A 20,347-nucleotide genomic window follows, 5' to 3' on the forward strand; every position below is an offset into this window, starting at 1 on the left:
GTTAGCAGTTACGTTTTGGTTTCGACTTAAAGTTACAAAAAAAAGCCACCCTTGTAGTAAAGGATGGCTTTTTAGCATATCGTTGTACTTTGATCTTTATTTTTTGCGGCCCAGGCCAATGTTTGCCTTGCTCTCTTCGCCAGCTATCAGGCGGTTTATGTTTTTGCGGTGTGTTAACACAACCACAGCAAAAAGTATGAATCCGAAGATGATCAGGATTGGGTTGTCCGGATGAAAGCGTGGGTGCAACAGCAGCAGCATCGGGAAGGCAAGCGCTGCAATCATAGATCCTAGTGATACGTAACGCGACACAAACAGTACCACTACAAAAATGGCCATACATACCAACGCCACCTCCGGCTGAATGGCCAGCATCATACCTAATAAAGTTGCAACGCCCTTACCACCCTTAAAGCGTTCGTACACCGGAAATATGTGCCCTACTACTGCCAAAGCGCCGAATAAAAGCTGGTAAATCACTAAGTTTTCAGCTTGTATGGCATTAAAAATTACCAACAAACCAGCAAGCGATGTGGCAGCCCAGCCTTTAAAGATATCAATCAGCATTACGATAGTACCCGGTTTCTTACCTAATACCCGGAAGGTATTGGTAGCCCCGGAATTACCACTGCCGTGCTTTCTAATATCTATGCCATAATAGGCTTTACCCAACCATACAGCTGTACAAACAGAACCAATTAAGTAAGCTAGTAAGCCTAATACAGCTATCAACAGAAAATCCATGTGTAATCTATACTTTAACCTTGCCAGGCTGCTTTTGCAGTATCATACCAGATGGCACTACTTTACTTTTACCCGGGCATAAACAAGCCCAAATATAGGCAAATCTTAATTTAAACGCCAAAACAAGTATATCTCAAACTATATACGCCTATATCATAGTTCCTGGTTTAGTTGTTATTTTCGCTACCTACCTCAAAAGGATCTTTCTTATCTTTTTTGCGTTTCTTCTTCTTACCCTTGCCTTCATCCTCCTCTTCTTCAGCGTAGTTTGTATTGTTGATCGGCTCGTTAAGTGGTTGTCCTGTTGCAATCTTGAAACCGCTTTCACCATTCAGGTAATTTTTGCGGAAGTGCTCCAGGAAAGTATTCTTGTCTATCTCGCCACCTTCAAAAATGCCTTTGCCTTTAGATCGCACCTGCTTGTTTAGTTTCTCGTCTGCAGAGGCTATAGTAAGTGAGTTATTCAGAAAGTTGATGTAGTACCACGCATAAGGGTTTGCCTGTAAGTATAGCGTAACTGCCGGCTCACCGTTCATATCCTGTTTTATCTCCAGGTAGCCATCCAGTTGGGCATTGATATCTTCTTTTAATATACTAGCCACACTGATTTTGCCTATACTATACCATGCATTCAGCTCATTAGACCATCGTAAGTCAGCTTGGTTGATGATCAGGCTTCGTATTAATTTTTTTGACAGCTTCGGCAGTGGCATATATTCCATACTAGCGCCATACTGTTGCGCAGCTCTGTTGCCTATAAACTCTGCCAATTTATACATAGTGGCCTCACTCTTATCCAATGCTTCGCCTGCACCTCCCACATTATCTTTAAGCGATTCTCCCATGGCAGTAAGGATACTGGTATGAGCTGCTAGATCAAAAGCCATAAAGGCATCTAATTTATAACGGCTACTGTCTACGTTTGCATCACCGCTACCCGAAGCCTCTATCTTAAAGTTTTTTACTGGCTTTACCAGGTTTAACTTTCCTTCAAACCTAACTGTGTTAGAGGCCTCGTTGTAGAGCAGCAGATTACCCTCAAAAGAGCCTTCGTAAGCGCGATCTTCACGGCCCATCTTAAATTCTGTTCTCTCTTTGTTATAGGATAGCAAGCCATCTACAGTAAAGAGATCCAGGTCCTCGGGGTCTTGCTTTTTAGATACAAAGGTGTTGTAAAGTTTAGAACTACCCCGCGAAATGTGCAGACCCGTGTGCAGCGGTGTACCGTCGGCAGCTTTGGGCTTCATAATCGGGATACGAACGTTTGCTGGGTTCAGCGAGTCTTTTTTGTAGGAGAACCAGTCTGAGTCTGCAGGATTACCTGTAAAGTTAAGCTTCAGGTCACCGTCAAAGTCAAAGTGCTCCTTGTTGGCATGCATCAATATTTTTCCACGGTACAGAATTCTTGGGAAGATGTAGAACTGGCTGTTTTCATCAGCTTGAGCATCTGCAAAAGTATAAATTGGCTTTTTCTTACCACGAGGGTTACCATACACATAGTTTGCAAAAGTCAGCTTAAAGGAGTCTGAAGCCGCGTTAAAATAGTCGTGCACTGCAGTACCTTTAAAGGAATTGCGCGACAGCACGTCAATATTACCGGCGTAGAGCTTGTGGTACTGTTGTAATGTATCGGCAACTACTTTTGCGTTGCGAAGTGTTTTGATAGTGGCATCACCGGCAACAGCTACCTTACCACTATCCGGCATCACATAAGAGTCACCTACTGTAATGTATGGCACGCCGCCTGCAAGTATGGTGTTAGCTTTTAGGTCGTACTCTCCGCTGGCGGCTGCAAACATAAGCCCTTCCTGCGCCGGATGCTGAGAGTAAAACCAGTTCTTGTTACCACTTTCGTCCGCTTTAAGGCTTACTCGCTGTTTGTTCATGTCCCAGCGGGCACTACTCATTGAGGTTGTATACTGCGCGTGCGGGAATTCTATACTTGCAGCTCCCTTTACCTCACTCTCAAAGTCTACTATACCTTTTACCAGGTCATACTCAAATGCCATATCCTTCGCTTTAATAGCCGGACGCCCTGCTGCCTTATCAGCTTTAGCAATCATAGTGGCGTGGTTACCGCTTAGGTGGCGCTGTTTAAAGTGTAGTTCTGCCGATGTTACGTTTGCCACAGGATTATCCACAACGCCTGCACCGTACAAACCACCTGGTGCAAGCTTGGCTATCCCTTTAAAGGCAAACTCCTCTTTGTACACTTTCATTGGCTCCTTCTGCGTCTGGATGTACATGGTATCAGCCTGCGGCAGCCAGTTCATGTGGTAATTAGAAACTTTAGCCACCGGAAACTGTGTTCCGCCTAATGTCCCCTCGGCTATCTCTGCTGTTTTGCCCTCTTTTGTAACTACTGCATTCTTGTAATAAGTATAAACCGGGGCCTGAAGTGTTGCCGTGAGGTATGTAAGCTTGCCCTTGCTCTGTATACCACTGGAGCTCATCATTATAGTATCATAAGCCATACCTCTACCACCGAACGCTGCCAATCCCTTTGGCCCGGGCTGGTAGTAGAAGCCTAATGTTTCGTCAGGCATCATGATCAGTTTTGTTTTAATCGACGGGAAGATGCCTCCAGAGTTAAAGGTACCGTCAAATCCGATCACATTCTTCCCGGATGCTAAACTATCGAGTTTAAACGGCGGCATATCGAAGTATACGGTACTATCGTAGGCGCCACCTGCCACATCGGGCCTTGCAAAAGCCACCTGTGCTCCTACCGGCGCATCGAACTTAGGATAATCAGCATAGTGCTCTTTGCCTGACTTGTTATTTGGCTTGTTAATGTAAAGTTTACCAGAGATAGAGCCTCCCTTACCTGTCAGTACCTGGTCTGTTACCTCGCCGCCCTGCGCCCTGCGCTTCCTCGACATTAAGGCAACTGTATCCAGTTTGGTCAGGTCGATGGAGAACTCGTCGTAGTTAAACTTAAACTTAGAGCCTTTAAAAGCGAGGCTGCTGGCGAACACATGCCCATCAAATTCTATATCACGGTTTTTAAGAATGTGTACTTCACTTTTTGTTGGATGTATGTATACACTTGCCGTATCGTTGTTGAAGGTGATTTTCTCTACGCCCCGTACTGTTAGCTTATTATCAGCAAGGTTAAGGGTAGCATTTCTTCCGGAGGGCACCAACGATTTAATAATTAAGTGATCGTAATCATTAATGTTGCGGGAAGAACGCACATAATGCCAGGCTTTTTCTTCTAGCTCAATGTATCCTGTTGCCGGGTCATACTTAAGGTAACCAGCGTGATGCATAGCCAAAGCTGCTTCTTTTATCGCCTGCTCGTTTAATTTGGTAGAACGGGCTACTTCTGCGGCATAAAATGTATTGCTCTTGGCCTTAGCCCCGTAACCAATAAGCACCTGCAACGGATGAAAAGGAGCTACCCCTACCAGTTGCTGATAACGGTTATTAGAATAATAGTGAGAAGATTCTATCTGTACCGGCACCAGCGACTTAGAGTTGATGATAGAAAAATCTATCTCCTGAGAGCTTAAATCCCAGTGAAGCCGTTCTGCTGTGATCTCAAGCTTGTGAAAAGTATCTACAAAGGGAGTGCGTGCATATGGGCCTTTATCTTTTGTAAGGGTGAGTACCTGCTTGGGCTTGGAGTAGCGCAACTGCATTGCTGGGTGCGTAAGCGAGTCTTTTTGCTGATAAATAGCTACCGACGCCCGGTTTGCCATTATTAGCGAATCGTTTACATTGTAGTTGCGGGCCTGCGAACGGAACTTGCGTTCTCCGTTATAAGATACTACAATCTCAGATAAACTATTGTCGAGTGGTTTACTGCCTAACAGGTTGCCCTGCATCGAAAAACCACCTGTATAAGCTATGTTATTGCCGAGGTTGTTAAGCTTTGCATCGTTTGTAAAAGAGAAAAACTTCGGATATGGGTATTCACTTGTTTTGCGTTTCCCGCTGATCCACTCCATAGCACCCTCAACAGGAGTTTCCAGTACAGATGCGTAAGTTACTGTTACATCTGGTGCCTTGAATCCTGCAAACGATGTGTTAAAACTATACTTCCTGATTTCGGCAGAGGCTGGGGTGCCACCTGCCTGCCAATCGAATTTACCTCCTTCTCCTACAAAAATGTTGCTGGCAAGCATCAGCTGCCCGTTTGTTTTCTTTATACCGGTAGAGTCCCAGGGGGTAACAAAGGTAAGGTTAACATTTTCCAGCTTTAGAACAGGACCACTTACAGAGGGCATAGCAGGAATAAACTGACGCTTTATACTTTCTTTCCTGTTCTTTTCGCTCTTTTTTTTGTCTTCTTTTTTAGCAGCAACAGGAGTTCCCCAGCCATCATCTTCCAGTACCTCCCCTTGTTCATTTACCTCATCATCCCAGGATGTTGCCCAAGGATCTTCTGCCTTCGCTTCGGCTGGCTTGCTGGTGCCTTCATAAGCAAAACTAAAGCTGCCGCCGGAGGTGTTAAGCTTATAATAGGTATTTTGGTAAATGCGATTGGTTTGGAGATAAAGGCTTGCGATATGCAGGAAAGCCTCCAATTGCTTGCCTTCTTCATTCTGTACAGACTTTGCCACCACGTTCAGCATCTCATCGAGCTGCTTGCCCCGCATGTTCTGGTTATTTATACCAGCCGTTACCATCACGAAGAACTGCTCATAGTGCGGGTTAACGCGCATGCGCTTGCGGTATAGCCCTTGCGTAATGTCTATGATCTCCTTCTGCTGTTTAGAGGTAAGTGTGCCGCTGTTCCAGACACCTTCCAGATCAGCGGCAAGTTTATCGGCATTGGTTGCTTTACCCGTTATCAGCATCGCCTTTACTTCCGCCACAAAATCATCAGGCTTACCAGTTATTTTAGACTGCGCCTGCGCCACTACAATCGATAATAAAAAAAATAAGGGTAAAAGTTTATGCCTCATAGCAGTATAATTAAGATTCGCTTGCTCTAAATATTGCCGACACCCAGTTGTTCTTTACCCGGTGCGAAATGTAATTAAGCCCAAGTTCGGTTGCCCGTTCCTGTATTATTGGCAGGTCTTCGGTATAAAAACCGCTTAGTAGCAGCCACCCTTGCGGTGCAAGCACAGCTTTATAAGCCGGCATGTCTTCTAATAAAACGTTTCGGTTGATGTTAGCTAGTATAATGTCGTAGGCTTTATCTCCTTCTATCGTCTCGGCTCCGCCTAAACGTACATCGATATTTTCATAGCCGTTTAATTCAGCGTTTTCGCGGGCGTTCTCTACGGTCCAGTCTTCTATTTCTACGGCTACAATTTCAGAAGCGCCCAGTTCGCCAGCCATTATTGCCAAGATACCAGTTCCGCATCCCATATCCAGCACGCGTTTACCTTGGTGGCTCAGCGTCAGCTGGTTCTCTATCATAAGAGTGGTAGTTTCGTGGTGCCCCGTGCCAAACGACATTTTAGGGTTGATCACGATATCATACTTTGCGTTAGCTGGCTTCTCGTGAAAAGAGGCTCTAACAGAAACCTGCTCTCCGATAAAAAGTGGCTCAAAGTTGCGTTCCCACTCCTCGTTCCAGTTCTGTCGTTCAATTTTTTGAGTAGTATATTCCACCTGCACAAGGGCTGCGTAACGATGGAACACCTCCTTCAAATCTTCTTCAGAGAACTTATCCTCGTCAATGTAAGCACTAAAACCATCTTCTGTCTCCACAAAAGCATCAAAACCCAGCTCTCCCAGCTCGGCTGTAAGTATGTCCGCGTATTCGGCGTCTACTTTAAGGGTAACTTCTATAAAATCCATATGTGTATTATTCGCGGCATGCGGCAAACGACCGTACTTTAGTAAAATGCACAGTAAAATCTGCAAAATTGCGATTGTCGGTTACATATACTATGTGGTCGGCAAACGCTTTCTTGGATGTAATATACCAAACTGCAGTAGCATCGGCAAAAAGTTTATTACTCTCACGGTATACTACCATATTAGCAAAAGCCTCATCTTCTTCCAGAAAAACAGTATAAGAAGCCGTATTCTTATACTTTGGGTCTCGCTCCAGGTAAACAGAACCATAAACCTTGCAGAAATCACGTGCAGCAACTACCTCTTCAACAGGCGCTGAAGCCTCGTTTTCTGCCAAAAACAGCGGCAGCAAGGTAAACCAAAATGTAATCAGGATTTGCATACTTTAAAGTTACTCAAATTAATTTTATCCAAAACAAAAAGGCTGCCAACTAATTAAGCTGGCAGCCTTTTATACTTTATACTTTCGCTTTTAGAACGACCTGATAATGTCAGTAAAGTCTCTAGATTTAAGTGATGCACCACCTATAAGACCGCCATCTACATCAGGCTGCGCAAAAAGCTCCCGTGCATTGCCTGGGTTGCAGCTTCCGCCGTATAGTATACTTGTGTTGCTTGCCGCCTCTGCATCGAACATACGAGACAGTTGCTCACGAATGTAAGCGTGCATTTCCTGTGCCTGCTGGCTGCTGGCTGTGCGGCCAGTGCCAATAGCCCAGATCGGCTCATAAGCTACCGTCACCTGGTCAAATTCTTCGTTGCTCAGGTAAGAAAGGCTGTCGTGCAACTGTTTGCCAACATATTCAAAGTGGCGGTCTGCATCGCGCTCTTCTAATGGCTCACCGCAGCAGAATATCGGTTTCAAGCCTTGTGCTATGGTAGCTTTTAATTTCTTATACAGCGTTTGCGCATCTTCGTGGTGGTACATGCGGCGCTCGCTGTGGCCAATAATTATATACTCTGTACCAACAGACTTCAGCATACTTGCCGACACCTCACCGGTAAACGCACCGCTTTCGTGCTCACTTACGTTCTGGGCAGCCAGGTGCATCAGGTCGTTGCCTTGAGTTAACTTGCCTACGCTTTGCAGGAAAGGAAATGGAGGGGCTACAATCACGGTAACATCACCGTTTACCTCGTCTTTCACCATATTATCGATCTCCGATACCAGCGAAAGCGCCTCCTCGTAGGTTTTGTTCATCTTCCAGTTTCCTGCAACTATACGTCTTCTCATGTTTTATACTTTGATGTTTGTTTTATTTGATTTCAGGTACGGCAAGTTAATAAAATATGATTTATAGTTTGTAGCAGGTGTATAACAAACCACCCCTGCCCCTCCTTAACCAAGGAGGGGAGTTTATTTATTACATCCGTTAATCTGCTTTTCTAAAGTTGGGTTAAACTTTCATATTTAAAAGTGGGCAGGTTATTATAAGCTAAATAGCTAAAATATGTAGGTAAGAGCTCCCTTCCTTGGTTAAGGAGGGGCAGGGGTGATGGGACAAATACTGCTGAAAACAAAAAAGCCGCTGCATTTATACTTTGCAGCGGCTTTATACTTATAGTTTATACTTTCTACTCCAATCTTGTCTTCAGGAATCTTGCTGTGTGGTTATCTCCCAGCTTAGCCATATCCTCCGGTGTGCCCTCAAATAGCAGGTGCCCACCATTTATTCCACCTTCTGGGCCTAGATCGATAATCCAATCAGCAGATTTAATAATATCCATGTTGTGCTCGATGATAACAACAGTGTTGCCGTTTTCAATTAAAGCATTTATAGATGTTAGCAATTTGCTGATGTCGTGGAAGTGCAGACCAGTACTTGGCTCATCGAAGATAAAGAGAATATTTGACTGGTGCGGCTGAGCACCTTTAGTCAGGAAAGACGCTAATTTTACGCGTTGCGCCTCACCGCCTGATAATGTATTACTAGACTGACCTAAGCGTATGTAGCCTAAGCCAACATCGTTCAATGGCTTCAGCTTCTCCACAATTTTATTTTGATCCGCAAAGAACTGAATGCTATCGGCAATGGTCATATCCAGCACATCAGAAATGCTTTTATCTTTATACTTGATATCGAGCACATCCTGCTTAAAACGTTGGCCGTGGCAACTTTCACAGGTTAAAAAGATATCAGCCATAAACTGCATCTCAATCTTTACCTGCCCCTCGCCCTGGCATACTTCGCAGCGACCACCATCAATGTTGAATGAGAAGTGAGAAGGCTTAAATCCTCTGGATTTTGCCAATGGCTGATCCGCATATAAGGTACGTATAGCATCATAAGCCTTTACATATGTTACCGGGTTAGAGCGCGAAGATTTACCGATTGGGTTTTGGTCTACAAACTCTACGTGTTCAATCTTGCTATAATCACCGGCTAGCTTATCAAATTTACCTGTAGCCTCAGATGATGAACCGTGCAACTTCTGCATAGCCGGCGCCAAAATCTTCTTGATCAAAGTAGACTTACCTGAGCCACTCACGCCTGTTACCACTGTCATTACATTCAATGGAATTTTCACACTCAAATTTTTGAGGTTATTCTCGCGTGCGCCGATAATCTCGATTGCATTGCGCCATTTACGTCGCTGCGCTGGCACCGGCACCTCCAGGCGGCCACTCAGGTATTTGGCCGTGTACGTATCAGCTGTTTTAGTCAGATCATCTAATGTACCCTGAAACATCAGGTTACCGCCACCAGAACCAGCCTCCGGACCAATATCGATCAATTGATCGGCAGCACGCATCATCTCCTCCTCATGCTCCACTACAATTACGGTATTGCCCAGCTGCTGCAGTGTGCGCAGCACTCCAATTAACTGCTCAGAGTCTTTAGGGTGCAGGCCAATGCTTGGCTCATCTAGGATATACATAGATCCTACCAAGGCACTACCCAGCGAGGTTGCCAGGTTTATGCGCTGGCTTTCGCCACCAGATAAGGTGTTTGACAGACGGTTTAGCGTTAAGTACCCCAGCCCTACACGCACCAGGTAGCCTAAGCGGTTAGTTACTTCTGTTACGAGGCGCTCTGCCACTTTATGCTCGTGCTCTGAAATCTGCAGATTTTCGAAAAAGGCCAATGATTGAGTGATGGGCATCAGCACCAAGTCGGTTATACTTTTGCCATTTACCTTTACATAGCTGGCGTCTTTGCGCAGACGAGAACCTTTGCAGTCGGGGCAGGAGGTGCGGCCACGGTAGCGCGACAATAGCACACGGTACTGTATTTTATGCGTTTGCTGCTGCACAAACTTAAAAAAGTCATTCAGGCCTTCAAAGTGCTTGTTACCCGTCCAGAGTAGCTCCTGCTCTGCCTCCAAAAGTTCGTTGTATGGCCTATGAATCGGGAAATCGAAACGAATGCCGTTCTTTAGCAGTGGCTGCAGCCACTCGTTCATTTTATCAGAACGCCAAGGCGCAATGGCACCTTCGTAAACTGTGAGGCTCTTATCCGGGATAACCAGATCAGGATCTATACCGAGCACGCTACCAAAGCCTTCGCAGGTTTGGCAGGCACCGTAGGGGTTGTTAAAGCTGAAGAAGTTTACAGATGGCTCCTCAAATACGATTCCGTCCAGCTCAAATTTATCGGAGAACACACGTTCCTCGTCGTTTCCATACTTTACGCGGCACTCGCCATGCCCCTCAAAAAAGGCTGTCTGTACTGAGTCTGCAATACGGAACTGCAGGTCTTCATCTGATTTATAGATAACCGCCCGATCTACTAAAATATAAACCTCTTTGCCAAGATTTGGCTTCTTCTCCTCCAGCAGTTCTTCAATAAAGTATACCTGCCCTTTGGCATAGATTCTGGAATAACCTTTTTGAAGCAGCAGGTCCAGTTCCTTAGCCAGGGTGCGGTCTTTGTGCAGCAGCAGCGGCGCCAATATCATCACACGTGCTTCATCCTCTAGCGAAAAAATGAAGTCTACCACATCTGCAACGCTATCTTTCTGCACTACCTCTCCTGATATAGGCGAGTATGTTTTGCCAATACGGGCATAAAGCAGCTTCAGGTAATCGTAGATTTCAGTGCTTGTGCCAACTGTAGAGCGGTTATTTTTAATACTTACCTTTTGCTCGATGGCGATGGCCGGGCTGATGCCTTTGATATAGTCTACATCGGGCTTGTCCATGCGGCCCAGGAACTGACGTGCGTAAGAGCTGAGACTTTCTACGTACATGCGCTGCCCCTCGGCGTATAGCGTATCAAAGGCAAGCGATGATTTGCCAGAGCCGGAAAGACCCGTAACTACAATAAACTTGTTACGGGGCAGCGCCACGCTCAGGTTCTTTAAGTTATGCACCCGCGCCCCTTTGATGATGATGTTCTGACGCGCGTCTAGTTCTTCTAAGTTTTGATCAGGAATATTTGCCATAAAAGCATGAGCTGAAACCACAGGTCTTTATCCTGCAGCACAAGTCTTTTTCTCTTTAGATAATTTTGTAAAGTTACAAATAGCTGCCTTCTTTTTGAAGGAGATTCTACAACCGTTTTCAGCTATTTGAAACCGCCGTAAAACCTTCTCACAAAAAGCGCTAAAGCATCTTTTTGTAACAGCAGCAACTATAAAAAGGTTTAGGAATTTGCACTATTTTAACTAAGCCCCAGGCATTTCCGATAGACCAAAACCAACATTTAACAAAAAGCTGCTCTATAGAACTAACATGATATAACAAGTAACGTACTAATCTATATAGCCACTGCACAGTACAGTTGCGCCAGTAGTGCATTATAAAATTGCACATTACAATGGCCAACGTATCGGTTCAGGTTTCCACCACCCTTCCTGAATCTGCGAAAATATTATTTGATACCTGGTTCTCTAGTGTATACAACTGCCTTTAAAGCAGACCAATACTTCTGTTATATACAAGAGCCGGTACCACAAAAATGTAATACGTTTAAAAGACCCTAACTATGAAAAACATATATTCCCTAATTCGGCTATCTGCCGTACTTTCTCTTTTAATTTTCTTTTCGGCAAGCAATGCTAAAGCTCAGGTTGTAGAAGAGGCTGTTTGCAGCTACGAAGACGAATGTTTGCTTATAGCTTATGAAACGATACAGGAAGAGAGCCCCGATTCACCTACCCTTCTGGTTGTTTTAAGTGTTTTCCTGAATAATAGCGGCAACTGCTCTAATTACGATGGGCTCGTCTTTCAACCTGCAGGTGGCGCTTTGACCTTACTAACGCGAGCACAGTTGGCAGAGAACTCCTTTGTAGAGCTTACCGTGGACAGAGAAACTTTTACAGAAACACCAGATGTTCTGATATCGCCTTTCAGGTACAGACGCATTCCATTTTTTGGGTTTGTCATACCTGTGCCAATGCCGCCTATCGTAGACTTGCAAGCCCGACTTGATTCTGAAGACCCATGCCTCCCTATTACACCGCTGGCTGTAGAACTGATCAGCTTTACTGGCAAGGCTACTGAGAGCGGCATTAATTTGGAATGGAGCACAGCAAGCGAGGAGAATAACAGCCACTTTGATGTAGAGAGAAGCACCGACGGAAAATCATTCGAGAAAATCGCTAAAATAGAGGGCAATGGCAACTCGAACACTGTCATTAAATACTCCTTTAACGATACAAATCCTCAATTTGGAGAAAACTATTACAGACTGCGCCAGGCTGACTTCGACGGCCAATTTGAATACTCTAAAACAATTGCAGTAAACAACATAATACCAGAGGAGATGCAAGTAATGATGTATCCAAACCCTTGCCGTGGCGGAGACTGTGAAGTACTTGTGCGAGGCAACAGGCAAAGCACACAAACACTGTTGGAGTTAAAGGATATGTCGGGAAGGGTTGTGCTATCTAAAGTGGTGCAGAATGGTTTGGTCAGATTCACCGCTGACGAAATAAACAACCGCAAAGGTTTATTTATACTTACAGCAACATCCGGTAATGAAGTAGTGCAGCAACGTGTAATACTAGAGTAGCAGCCGGTTAATCCGATTTTATACTTTATTCGTAAGCGTGGATAGTTGTTAACCATACTAACCAACAATATTTATGGGAAAAGGCGATAAAAAATCACGCAAAGGTAAAATCACGAAAGGCACCTACGGCAACAGACGTCCCCGCAAGGCAAATAAGGCTAAGCAGGAACAGCAGGATACAGCCAAGTAGTAAACTCTAAACCAGACACAGCAGGGGCACCCTAAGCAATTGCGTTTTAGGGTGCCTCTGCTGTGTTCTATGACTAACCTTACTAAATAGCTATAGCTTAAAAATTGCTCTCCTATGTGCAAGCATCTGCTAAATAATAAGTTATACTTTATAATGTATAGTGTTGCCGTTTAGCTGCCGCCTACTCGCAAGTTTTTTAACTTATTTATGGTGTTATAAGGCAACTCAACTTACTTAACCATAGTATAAAATTTTATAGCTAGCCACCTGTGCAAATTACAGCTATAACCGTTCAGGTTTTTTTAAAATAAACTCAGAGTAACCATTCTGTAAAAGTCTTGTTACTAAAATTAACTTACTGTAATTTTTAATTTTTCCGCTAAACGTGCGCATCATAAAAGCGTATTTTTAGGAATGCCGTCAGGCAACTATAATATATTAACAACAACTAATATTTGAATTATGAAGCAACTGGACATACGTGAACTACTAGAAAATATTGAGCGGAAGGTGTACCAGCAAGAGATTAAAACTGACACTGACTTAACGAAGATGATTAATGTTGAGATCTCGAAAGCAATAAACCTAAAGTATAAAGCCGAAAGCGGCGCAACCGATGATTTTCTTAAAAATGTATCCTGCACAACACTCGAGTGCTATCTGGAGCATTTAAAAGCTGTAGAAAAGAAACTACAGAAACCGTGCGACATTACCGCACAGTGCAAACCTGTAGAAGAGCGCGAGATAAACCGCAAACTGCTGTTAATCCTGAACCGCTTAAAAGGCTACAGCAGAAAATAATACTTAAGTAAAACCAGACTATCCTTCGGCAAGATTCCTCAGCTCTTACGAAGGATTTTTTATGCCCGCAGGTTTACGCCACATTTCTGCTACAGTTTTACCATACTTTTCCTGCCACGCCTGCTCTAAGATGATGTATGTCATTTTCTTAGAGCAGGCTAGCCGGTAAATTTGCCTTAACGCATAAGAACAGTAATGAGTAATGTTAGATAATAAAGGTGCAAAGTGGTTTAAGCAGATGCAAGACATGAAACGGGATTTGGAAAACGAAGAAGATATAAAGCTATTAGTGAACACTTTTTACGAATCCGTTAATCAGGATGAGTTACTATCTCCTGTATTTAACGATTTTTCGAGAATAAATTGGGAAAAGCACCTCCCACTAATGTATTCCTTCTGGAGCACTGTACTATTGGGAAGTATGGCATACAAAGGTCAGCCTTTTCCCAAGCACATGAGCCTGCCTATAGAGCGCCGCCACTTTTCTCGTTGGGTAGAGCTTTTCTGCAAAACGACAGATACTTTATTTGAGGGCAATAAGGCTACAGAAGCAAAACAAAAGGCCACAAGTATAGCGCATGTTTTCCAGGTAAGATTAGGTATGAGTGACATCCTAATTAAACAGCCTGCTCTGTAGCTTCCAGATATACATAGAAACACCTACACAAGCTTGCGCTTAAAAATTACCTCCTGTACTAAAATCTTCAAGAAAGGTCCTCGTGTAGGATCTTTTTTATTACCCATAACCAGCTAAAGTTTTTGTTTAGATACCATATCTGCTGCAATGGGCTCTTCTAATAAACTTTTAAGCACATAAATTTTTTAAGGGCCCTTAACTAAAAACCGCTCTATTTATAAAATAAGGCCTATTTACTATATGTGGAAAACTAAATTGAAGGATTTTAACACTCTTTTATATTCTACTACCGTATAAGAGAAAATCAAGTATAAATGCTTTCTGCCAAAGGAAGCTTTGCTAGTGCTGAAGGTAAAAATTTAATTTAGGCAGGAGCAGCGGTTTGCTCTTGCACAAATAAAATGCATTACATATATTTGATTCTTCACTTCGAAAAAACTTTGTTCAAAAACCTAAACGCTACAATATGATATAAAGCTCTACGTTAAACTAATGTAGCTTTAAGATGAATACAACGACGCAAGTAAGCGACTCTGCTTTAGTCTCGCTTTACATCGCAGGTAATGAAAATGCGTTTGAACAGCTAGTAAACAGACACAAAAACAAAGTTTACACTACAATTTTATTAATAGTTAAGGACACGTATACAGCCGAAGACCTGATGCAGGATGCTTTTATTAAAGCTATCCACACCATGAAGAGCGGCAGGTATAACGAGGAAGGCAAGTTTTCTTCATGGATATGCCGTATTGCCCATAACCTGGCAATCGACTTTTTCCGTAAAGAAAAACGTAGCCCGATGATCACGCTGGAAGATGGCAGCAATGTGTTCAATACCATGGCTTTTGCAGAAGACTCTGCAGAACAGCTACAGGTAAAAGAAGACACACATGCCCGCCTGAGAGAGCTTATCCAGACGCTGCCGCAGTCGCAGCGGGAAGTGCTTATGATGCGCCATTACGCCGACATGAGCTTCCAGGAAATAGCCGACGCTACCGGTGTGAGCATCAACACAGCCTTGGGCCGTATGCGCTATGCGCTTATCAACCTGAGGAAGAAGATGCTAAACACGAATATTGCTTATGATAAAAACCTCTACTCAGAATGAGCTGATCCAGTACGTTTACAATGAGTTGGCAGTAGATGCCTGCGAACAACTGGAGGCAGCGTTTATGCACGACGATGAATTAGCCGAAAGCTGCTCGGAGCTCCTGCAGATCCAGAACCTTTTAGACAGTGCACTCAAAACCCCACATGAGCGTACTGTACAAAATATACTTAATTACTCAAAAAGCTTAAGTTTGCAGTCTTAACGATTGCAAACTTTTTTTATGCTCAAGAAAGAACGCTACAGGCTGCTGGTAGACTATTTTACACAGAACTTCCCGGAGCCTGAAACTGAACTCGCCTATACTAACCCATACGAACTTATAATTGCCGTTGTGCTAAGCGCGCAATGCACAGATAAGCGCGTTAATTTAGTAACTCCTGCCCTGTTCGAGGCTTTTCCTACGCCCGAGCATTTAGCAGCAGCTACTCCTGAGGAAATATTTCCCTACATCAAAAGTATATCGTACCCCAACAACAAGGCAAAGCATTTGGCTGGCTTAGGCAAGATGTTGGTTGAGAAGTTTAACTCTGAGATTCCTGATACAGTAGAGCAACTGGTAAAGCTGCCTGGCGTGGGCCGCAAAACTGCCAATGTTATTGTATCGGTTATCTGGAACCAGCCGGCTATGGCTGTGGATACGCATGTGTTCAGGGTAAGCAAACGACTGGGGCTGGTAACTAAAACAGCTAAAACCCCACTGGAGGTTGAGAAGCAGCTAGTAACCAATCTTCCGAAAGACTTAGTGGCCAAAGCGCATCATTGGCTTATACTTCATGGCCGCTACATCTGCGTTGCCCGCCGCCCTAAATGCGAAGAATGCCCATTAACCCATTTTTGTGCCTTTTTCCAGAAATACTACCCTAATATTCCGGATGATCCGGAGAATAAGGTTGGTGGGGCTTAAGTTTTGAAAACTCAAAGTATGGAAGCCTGCTGTAACTCTAGTTGCAGCAGGCTTTTTTGTTGTAGATCCATTCAGGTTATACTATATTCATGTATCTATTCGGTTTATCTGTTGTTTTTAGCAGATAAGCCGAATAGACTTCCGTTTATACACTAGTTGGCCGTGATTGGGATTATTTTCAGAGTTTAAAAGTGGCGTGTCTTTCAGGCTTTTTAGGGGCTGGGTGGCATCAAAGGCCACTAAAGCGGGCAACGATCAGAAAAAGTGCCAAAGGCATGAATGGAGTTTGTGCCGGGAAGTCTTGCTGCGGCGGTGCCGGGAGAAAGCTGGCTTTCGGACGGAAGCGTCCAGGCAAGACTTTGGTGGGGCGAAGTTAGCGTTGGGACTTGACAAAGTCAAGGGGCTAGCTTCGGCCCGAGGTGGCTCTTTTACAGAGAGTTGCCTGCAACAGAGAGGCCAATGATTTAGTTAGTTTTTCTTTAGACCTTGGACCAGCCCCGAGCCTGACGCCGGCGGCAACATTGCTAATACCCCGCTATTAACAGTACTGCCGCCGGCTAAAGCGCCACTTAGAAGGAATTTAATAGGAGAAAATAACCCAACCATGCAGGTTGTTTTCCCTAAATAAAAAGAATAAATTACTCACAGTCATTACTTAAAAAGGGAAAACAACCTCGACCAACACTGTCTAGATGCCATAGGAGGAACCTTGCAGAGCACAGCGATCCTCCAACGAAACACCATCTAGACTAATCGTTAGCACATATAGATAATTAATGAAGAAGGTATTAATCGCGATTGTCTTTGTAGGTCTTTTATCGCTACTCTTGTTTTATCTTTTAAGGCCTAACAGGAATGTAGAGTTCTATGAGGGTTCATCTGAGGAGTTGTTAAAAGAAATGATGGCTGACACTTCTGTGGTTAAAGCTTATGATGAAAACGGGAAGCTGATATTTACAAGAAGAGACACGGTAAGTGAATCTGTCGAGTTGGTTAATAGCCCATTGAATGGGGATGTCTTTTATAGACTTGCTAAAGGTGAGGATGCAGGTTACCAGAAGAAGGAAGTCTTCAAGTATGAATACAGGAAAGAAGACTTTTTTGTGAGCTTTAACAATGATACTGCGTCAGCATCAGTCCCTTTTGAAGCTTCTATTTACCTGAATCCTACTGACATAAAAAACGCATCTGTGAGTATCAAACATGAAGAAGCCTATACAGTTAAGCGGGAAGAGGGAGAGTATGGTGTTAGGTATCTCTACAGAGCCAAAGCACCAAAGAAAGGAGTTAATACTTTCGAACCAAAAGTAATGCTGGACGGGCAGGTTTACCCAATTCAGTTCAACTACTTTGTTAAATAGAAGAATAAAACGACACTGTGCTAACCACACTCATAAGCTAGCTGCGCCGCCTTATGGCCAAGAGCGTTGGCATTCATTTAAATTAAAAAGAGCATCAAATGGAAACATCAAAGCGAAAGATAACCTCTCCTTTCCTATACTTGATGTTTTGGAATTCATTTCTTACTACAATTATTATATTAAGTTGGAGTGGTAAGATTCGCTTTGGTTTAGGTCTAGCTGACGCCTTAATTGATGCATTGATAGTAGCGGTCATGATTGTGGTAGACTTAGCCTACTTCCTGTCTACAAGAACAAGTAGTATAATGTCTGGAAAGGGGAAACAAGTAATTTGGTTTTCGATTGCATTTGCTGTTTGGGTAGCCTTAAAAATGACTATCTTAAGGGGTGGTGAAAGTAGTTGGGACGGACAAATTTTCTTTAATTGAAGAGGGTTATAAAAGAAAAACGAAAGGCCAACCACACCTTCACGTTAGCTACGCCAACGCAAAGCCAAGTATGTTGTGGCTAATTTGAAGATGAAAAAACAACGCGGACTTAAGAAGTACTATAGGAGACTTCAAACAGAAAACGACTTAGAAAAAATAACTTGGCTGAACCTTGCCGACCCAAAGGCATGGTTGGACAACTGGCATTTACACTTTGACTGGAAAGGATTTGGGAACACCAGCTTTAAAAGAAGGAAACCACATCTGGACAAACTGTTCCGACATTTTGAACTTCTCGCAATGGAGACCCAAAAGCTTAAAAAGGAATTTCAGCTTTATGCTGTGATTCTAGATTTTGACAGCTATAGCGATGCTTTATTTCTCCATACACCAAATCCTAACCATGACAATTTTCCGTTCAGGTATAATAACTTAGAACATAATAGCACTTTGACCAATCCTGAGCTCAATCACTACTTAGACGAACTGAAGGGCTACGAGAAATTTTACGGTTCAGGTAGCGAGAATTTTTGTCTACTTTTTAAGAAGAACGTTGGTATTGAACCAATATAAAAAACTGGCCACAACAAAACCTATAAGCAACAGCCCCCTGCGGGATGCTTCTGCTCATGGCTAAGCACGTTCACAAAACGAAATATTAATAAGATGTCAGAAGAAATGAAACAATGCCCAAAATGTAGCTCACCATATGGCTACTCGATGGGTGCAGAGATTTATGCTTGTCCTGAGTGTGGGAATGAGTGGAGCCCGAATGAACTATAAGAAGATACAGGATTAGAAGTAATAAATGCGAATGGGAATGTACTTCAGAATGGAGACTCTGTTGTTGTGATTAAGGATTTGCCGGTAAAAGGTGCTCCGAAACCTGTAAAGGCTGGCACAAAGGTAAAGAACATACGCCTGACGGATGGAGACCACAACATTGATTGCAAGATTGATGGTTTTGGCTCTATGGGGTTTAAATCTGAGTTTGTAATTAAGGCGTAGTACAGTCCTAATTATAAAAGCATTAAAGTCAATCGCTTGCAAAAACAGTAATCACACCACAAAAGCACAAAATGGCGGTTACACATAAACAAGAGTTGCCCGAAGAGCAAGGCACAGCACTTCTAAAAACCCTGAGAGTCCGCTTCGAGAAAAACATGAGCCGCCATAATGGGCTTGAATGGGCTAAAGTACAGGCAAAACTCGAAGCTAACCCTGAAAAGCTATGGTCACTCTCCGAAATGGAGAAAACTGGCGGCGAACCAGATGTTATTGCCTACGATGAGGAAACAGGCGAGTACATTTTCTGTGATTGTTCCGCTGAGAGCCCCAAAGGCCGCAGAAGCGTTTGCTACGACCGTGAGGGGCAGGAGTCCAGGAAAGAGCATAAGCCAGAGAATAATGCCTTGGATATGGCCGCTGCTATAGGAATCGAGATCCTGACGGAAGAGCAATATCGGGAGCTTCAGGAGCTTGGAGTCTTTGATGCTAAAACGTCCAGCTGGGTAAAAACACCTGCTGAGATCAGGAAACTTGGTGGCGCCCTGTTTTGTGATCGCCGCTACAGCAAAGTTTTTGTTTATCACAACGGTGCGCAATCTTACTATTCTGCCAGGGCGTTTCGTGGTTTGCTTAAAGTATAAAGCTTTACACACAACTAAAACAAAGAGCCAGCCTTTGCTACTTTAAGCTTCTATAAGAAAGCCGTTTAAAGGTATAGCTACCAGTTGCTTACTTTTGATATACTGCATCATACTTTGATCTAAATAAAAGCCTACTGCATAATGGCATGTAGTGGGCTTTTATTTTTTCGGCTGTCTATACTTTAAAATCTCTATATTGTCTGTTCATACTTTACCCAAAGTATAAAATCACTCTTAAAACAGACTAACCATACTTTCCAATGCACCCAGCCTTAAATCAGAACTCATACCTTGTAAAAGAACATACTGGCGTTTTTAAAGCCTCCAACAACTACGACATTTACGACCCCGAAACACAGGAAATTTCGCTGTACTGCCGAGAAGAGAATTTGGGTATTTTCTCCCGCCTGCTGCGCTTTACAGATTACAAGCGCATGACACCTTTCACAATCGAGATCAAGTCTGCAAGCGACAGCGACTTAATACTAACCGTACGGAGAGGTGTGGCTATATTCAGATCTACGGTAGAGATACTGGACGGGAATGGCGAAGTAGTGGGCCGACTTAAGCAACAGTTTTTTTCGATTGGCGGCAAGTTTAATGTGCTGGATGCTAACGACAATTACCTGTTCACGCTGCAAGGTAAATGGACCAGTTGGGACTTCAGGTTTGTGAAAGATGACTTGGAGTTTGCCAATGTAAGCAAAAAGTGGGCTGGCATTGGCAAAGAACTATTTACCACTGCTGATAATTACATGCTAACTATAACCGACCAGGTGCCGCAAAATAATAACCTCCGCTTGCT

The 20,347-nt window shown here is 43.6% G+C and carries 19 protein-coding genes and 1 pseudogene; 13 read left to right on the forward strand and 7 right to left on the reverse strand.

The features are described from left to right. Positions 1-96 precede the first annotated feature (96 nt). The 6 genes from plsY to uvrA all read right to left on the reverse strand — a co-directional run bounded on the left by plsY (position 97) and on the right by uvrA (position 10,890). Positions 97-744 carry a glycerol-3-phosphate 1-O-acyltransferase PlsY gene (gene plsY, locus WG943_RS20880; RefSeq protein WP_340411947.1) on the reverse strand — a complete coding sequence of 216 codons (648 nt, stop codon included), beginning with the start codon at positions 742-744 and terminating at the stop codon, positions 97-99. Positions 745-911: 167 nt separating this feature from the next. Further along, positions 912-5,657, reverse strand: a complete 4,746-nt coding sequence (locus WG943_RS20885) for a hypothetical protein (protein ID WP_340411948.1) — start codon at positions 5,655-5,657, stop codon at positions 912-914. Positions 5,658-5,667: 10 nt separating this feature from the next. Then, a complete protein-coding gene (gene prmA, locus WG943_RS20890) occupies positions 5,668-6,504 on the reverse strand; it encodes a 50S ribosomal protein L11 methyltransferase (RefSeq protein ID WP_340411949.1) in 837 nt (278 codons plus the stop codon). Positions 6,505-6,511: 7 nt separating this feature from the next. Further along, positions 6,512-6,886, reverse strand: coding sequence for a DUF6150 family protein (locus WG943_RS20895; protein ID WP_340411950.1), 375 nt, complete (start codon positions 6,884-6,886; stop codon positions 6,512-6,514). Between the two features lie 90 nt (positions 6,887-6,976). Beyond that, complete coding sequence (gene tpiA / locus WG943_RS20900; RefSeq protein WP_340411951.1) at positions 6,977-7,738, reverse strand: triose-phosphate isomerase; 762 nt, start codon at positions 7,736-7,738, stop codon at positions 6,977-6,979. Positions 7,739-8,079: 341 nt separating this feature from the next. After that, positions 8,080-10,890: an excinuclease ABC subunit UvrA gene (gene uvrA, locus WG943_RS20905; protein WP_340411953.1), complete on the reverse strand. Its 2,811-nt coding sequence runs from the start codon at positions 10,888-10,890 to the stop codon at positions 8,080-8,082. 542 nt (positions 10,891-11,432) lie between these two features. Between uvrA and WG943_RS20910 the strand changes: the two genes are divergently transcribed. From WG943_RS20910 to nth, 7 genes are all read left to right on the forward strand, one after another. Then, positions 11,433-12,461, forward strand: coding sequence for a T9SS type A sorting domain-containing protein (locus WG943_RS20910; protein ID WP_340411955.1), 1,029 nt, complete (start codon positions 11,433-11,435; stop codon positions 12,459-12,461). Between the two features lie 73 nt (positions 12,462-12,534). Further along, the gene (locus tag WG943_RS20915) at positions 12,535-12,651 is read left to right on the forward strand and encodes a 30S ribosomal protein THX (protein ID WP_340411957.1); all 117 of its coding nucleotides are present in this window, start codon (positions 12,535-12,537) and stop codon (positions 12,649-12,651) included. 462 nt (positions 12,652-13,113) lie between these two features. Beyond that, complete coding sequence (locus WG943_RS20920; RefSeq protein ID WP_340411959.1) at positions 13,114-13,452, forward strand: hypothetical protein; 339 nt, start codon at positions 13,114-13,116, stop codon at positions 13,450-13,452. A gap of 202 nt (positions 13,453-13,654) precedes the next feature. Then, complete coding sequence (locus WG943_RS20925; protein ID WP_340411961.1) at positions 13,655-14,089, forward strand: group III truncated hemoglobin; 435 nt, start codon at positions 13,655-13,657, stop codon at positions 14,087-14,089. A 505-nt stretch (positions 14,090-14,594) separates the two neighbouring features. Further along, positions 14,595-15,197, forward strand: a complete 603-nt coding sequence (locus WG943_RS20930; RefSeq protein ID WP_340411963.1) for an RNA polymerase sigma factor — start codon at positions 14,595-14,597, stop codon at positions 15,195-15,197. Then, positions 15,172-15,402 carry a hypothetical protein gene (locus tag WG943_RS20935; RefSeq protein WP_340411964.1) on the forward strand — a complete coding sequence of 77 codons (231 nt, stop codon included), beginning with the start codon at positions 15,172-15,174 and terminating at the stop codon, positions 15,400-15,402. Before WG943_RS20930 ends, WG943_RS20935 begins: the two co-directional genes overlap by 26 nt. Before the next feature lie 18 nt (positions 15,403-15,420). Continuing rightward, a complete protein-coding gene (gene nth / locus WG943_RS20940) occupies positions 15,421-16,104 on the forward strand; it encodes an endonuclease III (protein ID WP_340411966.1) in 684 nt (227 codons plus the stop codon). A 229-nt stretch (positions 16,105-16,333) separates the two neighbouring features. Here the strand turns inward: nth and WG943_RS20945 are convergent, their stop codons facing one another. After that, on the reverse strand, positions 16,334-16,459 hold the full coding sequence (locus tag WG943_RS20945) for a hypothetical protein (RefSeq protein ID WP_340411967.1): 126 nt from the start codon (positions 16,457-16,459) through the stop codon (positions 16,334-16,336). A 421-nt stretch (positions 16,460-16,880) separates the two neighbouring features. Here WG943_RS20945 and WG943_RS20950 point away from each other — a divergent pair, with 421 nt between their 5' ends. The 6 genes and pseudogenes from WG943_RS20950 to WG943_RS20975 all read left to right on the forward strand — a co-directional run. After that, on the forward strand, positions 16,881-17,465 hold the full coding sequence (locus tag WG943_RS20950) for a hypothetical protein (protein WP_340411969.1): 585 nt from the start codon (positions 16,881-16,883) through the stop codon (positions 17,463-17,465). Positions 17,466-17,563: 98 nt separating this feature from the next. After that, positions 17,564-17,893 carry a hypothetical protein gene (locus WG943_RS20955; protein WP_340411971.1) on the forward strand — a complete coding sequence of 110 codons (330 nt, stop codon included), beginning with the start codon at positions 17,564-17,566 and terminating at the stop codon, positions 17,891-17,893. A gap of 75 nt (positions 17,894-17,968) precedes the next feature. Then, the gene (locus tag WG943_RS20960; RefSeq protein ID WP_340411972.1) at positions 17,969-18,466 is read left to right on the forward strand and encodes a hypothetical protein; all 498 of its coding nucleotides are present in this window, start codon (positions 17,969-17,971) and stop codon (positions 18,464-18,466) included. A gap of 93 nt (positions 18,467-18,559) precedes the next feature. Then, a pseudogene (locus WG943_RS20965) lies at positions 18,560-18,901 on the forward strand (zinc ribbon domain-containing protein YjdM). A 71-nt stretch (positions 18,902-18,972) separates the two neighbouring features. Next, positions 18,973-19,542 (forward strand): DUF4256 domain-containing protein, encoded by a 570-nt coding sequence (locus WG943_RS20970; RefSeq protein WP_340411974.1) that lies wholly within the window; start codon positions 18,973-18,975, stop codon positions 19,540-19,542. A gap of 260 nt (positions 19,543-19,802) precedes the next feature. Next, positions 19,803-20,347, forward strand: a 545-nt coding sequence (locus tag WG943_RS20975) for a phospholipid scramblase-related protein (protein WP_340411976.1), incomplete at its 3' end; no start/stop codon positions are given.

It is taken from the genome of Pontibacter sp. H249 (assembly GCF_037892465.1).
In the GTDB taxonomy this organism is placed as follows: domain Bacteria; phylum Bacteroidota; class Bacteroidia; order Cytophagales; family Hymenobacteraceae; genus Pontibacter.

What these genes read in the sequence shown, in the direction of transcription:
- plsY (WP_340411947.1), bottom strand. Translation starts at nt 744, where the DNA reads ATGGATTTTCTGTTGATAGCTGTATTAGGCTTACTAGCTTACTTAATT.
- WG943_RS20925 (WP_340411961.1), top strand. Translation starts at nt 13,655, where the DNA reads ATGTTAGATAATAAAGGTGCAAAGTGGTTTAAGCAGATGCAAGACATG.
- nth (WP_340411966.1), top strand. Translation starts at nt 15,421, where the DNA reads ATGCTCAAGAAAGAACGCTACAGGCTGCTGGTAGACTATTTTACACAG.
- WG943_RS20895 (WP_340411950.1), bottom strand. Translation starts at nt 6,886, where the DNA reads ATGCAAATCCTGATTACATTTTGGTTTACCTTGCTGCCGCTGTTTTTG.
- prmA (WP_340411949.1), bottom strand. Translation starts at nt 6,504, where the DNA reads ATGGATTTTATAGAAGTTACCCTTAAAGTAGACGCCGAATACGCGGAC.
- WG943_RS20915 (WP_340411957.1), top strand. Translation starts at nt 12,535, where the DNA reads ATGGGAAAAGGCGATAAAAAATCACGCAAAGGTAAAATCACGAAAGGC.
- WG943_RS20920 (WP_340411959.1), top strand. Translation starts at nt 13,114, where the DNA reads ATGAAGCAACTGGACATACGTGAACTACTAGAAAATATTGAGCGGAAG.
- WG943_RS20930 (WP_340411963.1), top strand. Translation starts at nt 14,595, where the DNA reads ATGAATACAACGACGCAAGTAAGCGACTCTGCTTTAGTCTCGCTTTAC.
- tpiA (WP_340411951.1), bottom strand. Translation starts at nt 7,738, where the DNA reads ATGAGAAGACGTATAGTTGCAGGAAACTGGAAGATGAACAAAACCTAC.
- WG943_RS20950 (WP_340411969.1), top strand. Translation starts at nt 16,881, where the DNA reads ATGAAGAAGGTATTAATCGCGATTGTCTTTGTAGGTCTTTTATCGCTA.
- WG943_RS20935 (WP_340411964.1), top strand. Translation starts at nt 15,172, where the DNA reads ATGATAAAAACCTCTACTCAGAATGAGCTGATCCAGTACGTTTACAAT.
- WG943_RS20910 (WP_340411955.1), top strand. Translation starts at nt 11,433, where the DNA reads ATGAAAAACATATATTCCCTAATTCGGCTATCTGCCGTACTTTCTCTT.
- WG943_RS20885 (WP_340411948.1), bottom strand. Translation starts at nt 5,657, where the DNA reads ATGAGGCATAAACTTTTACCCTTATTTTTTTTATTATCGATTGTAGTG.
- uvrA (WP_340411953.1), bottom strand. Translation starts at nt 10,890, where the DNA reads ATGGCAAATATTCCTGATCAAAACTTAGAAGAACTAGACGCGCGTCAG.
- WG943_RS20970 (WP_340411974.1), top strand. Translation starts at nt 18,973, where the DNA reads ATGGCGGTTACACATAAACAAGAGTTGCCCGAAGAGCAAGGCACAGCA.
- WG943_RS20955 (WP_340411971.1), top strand. Translation starts at nt 17,564, where the DNA reads ATGGAAACATCAAAGCGAAAGATAACCTCTCCTTTCCTATACTTGATG.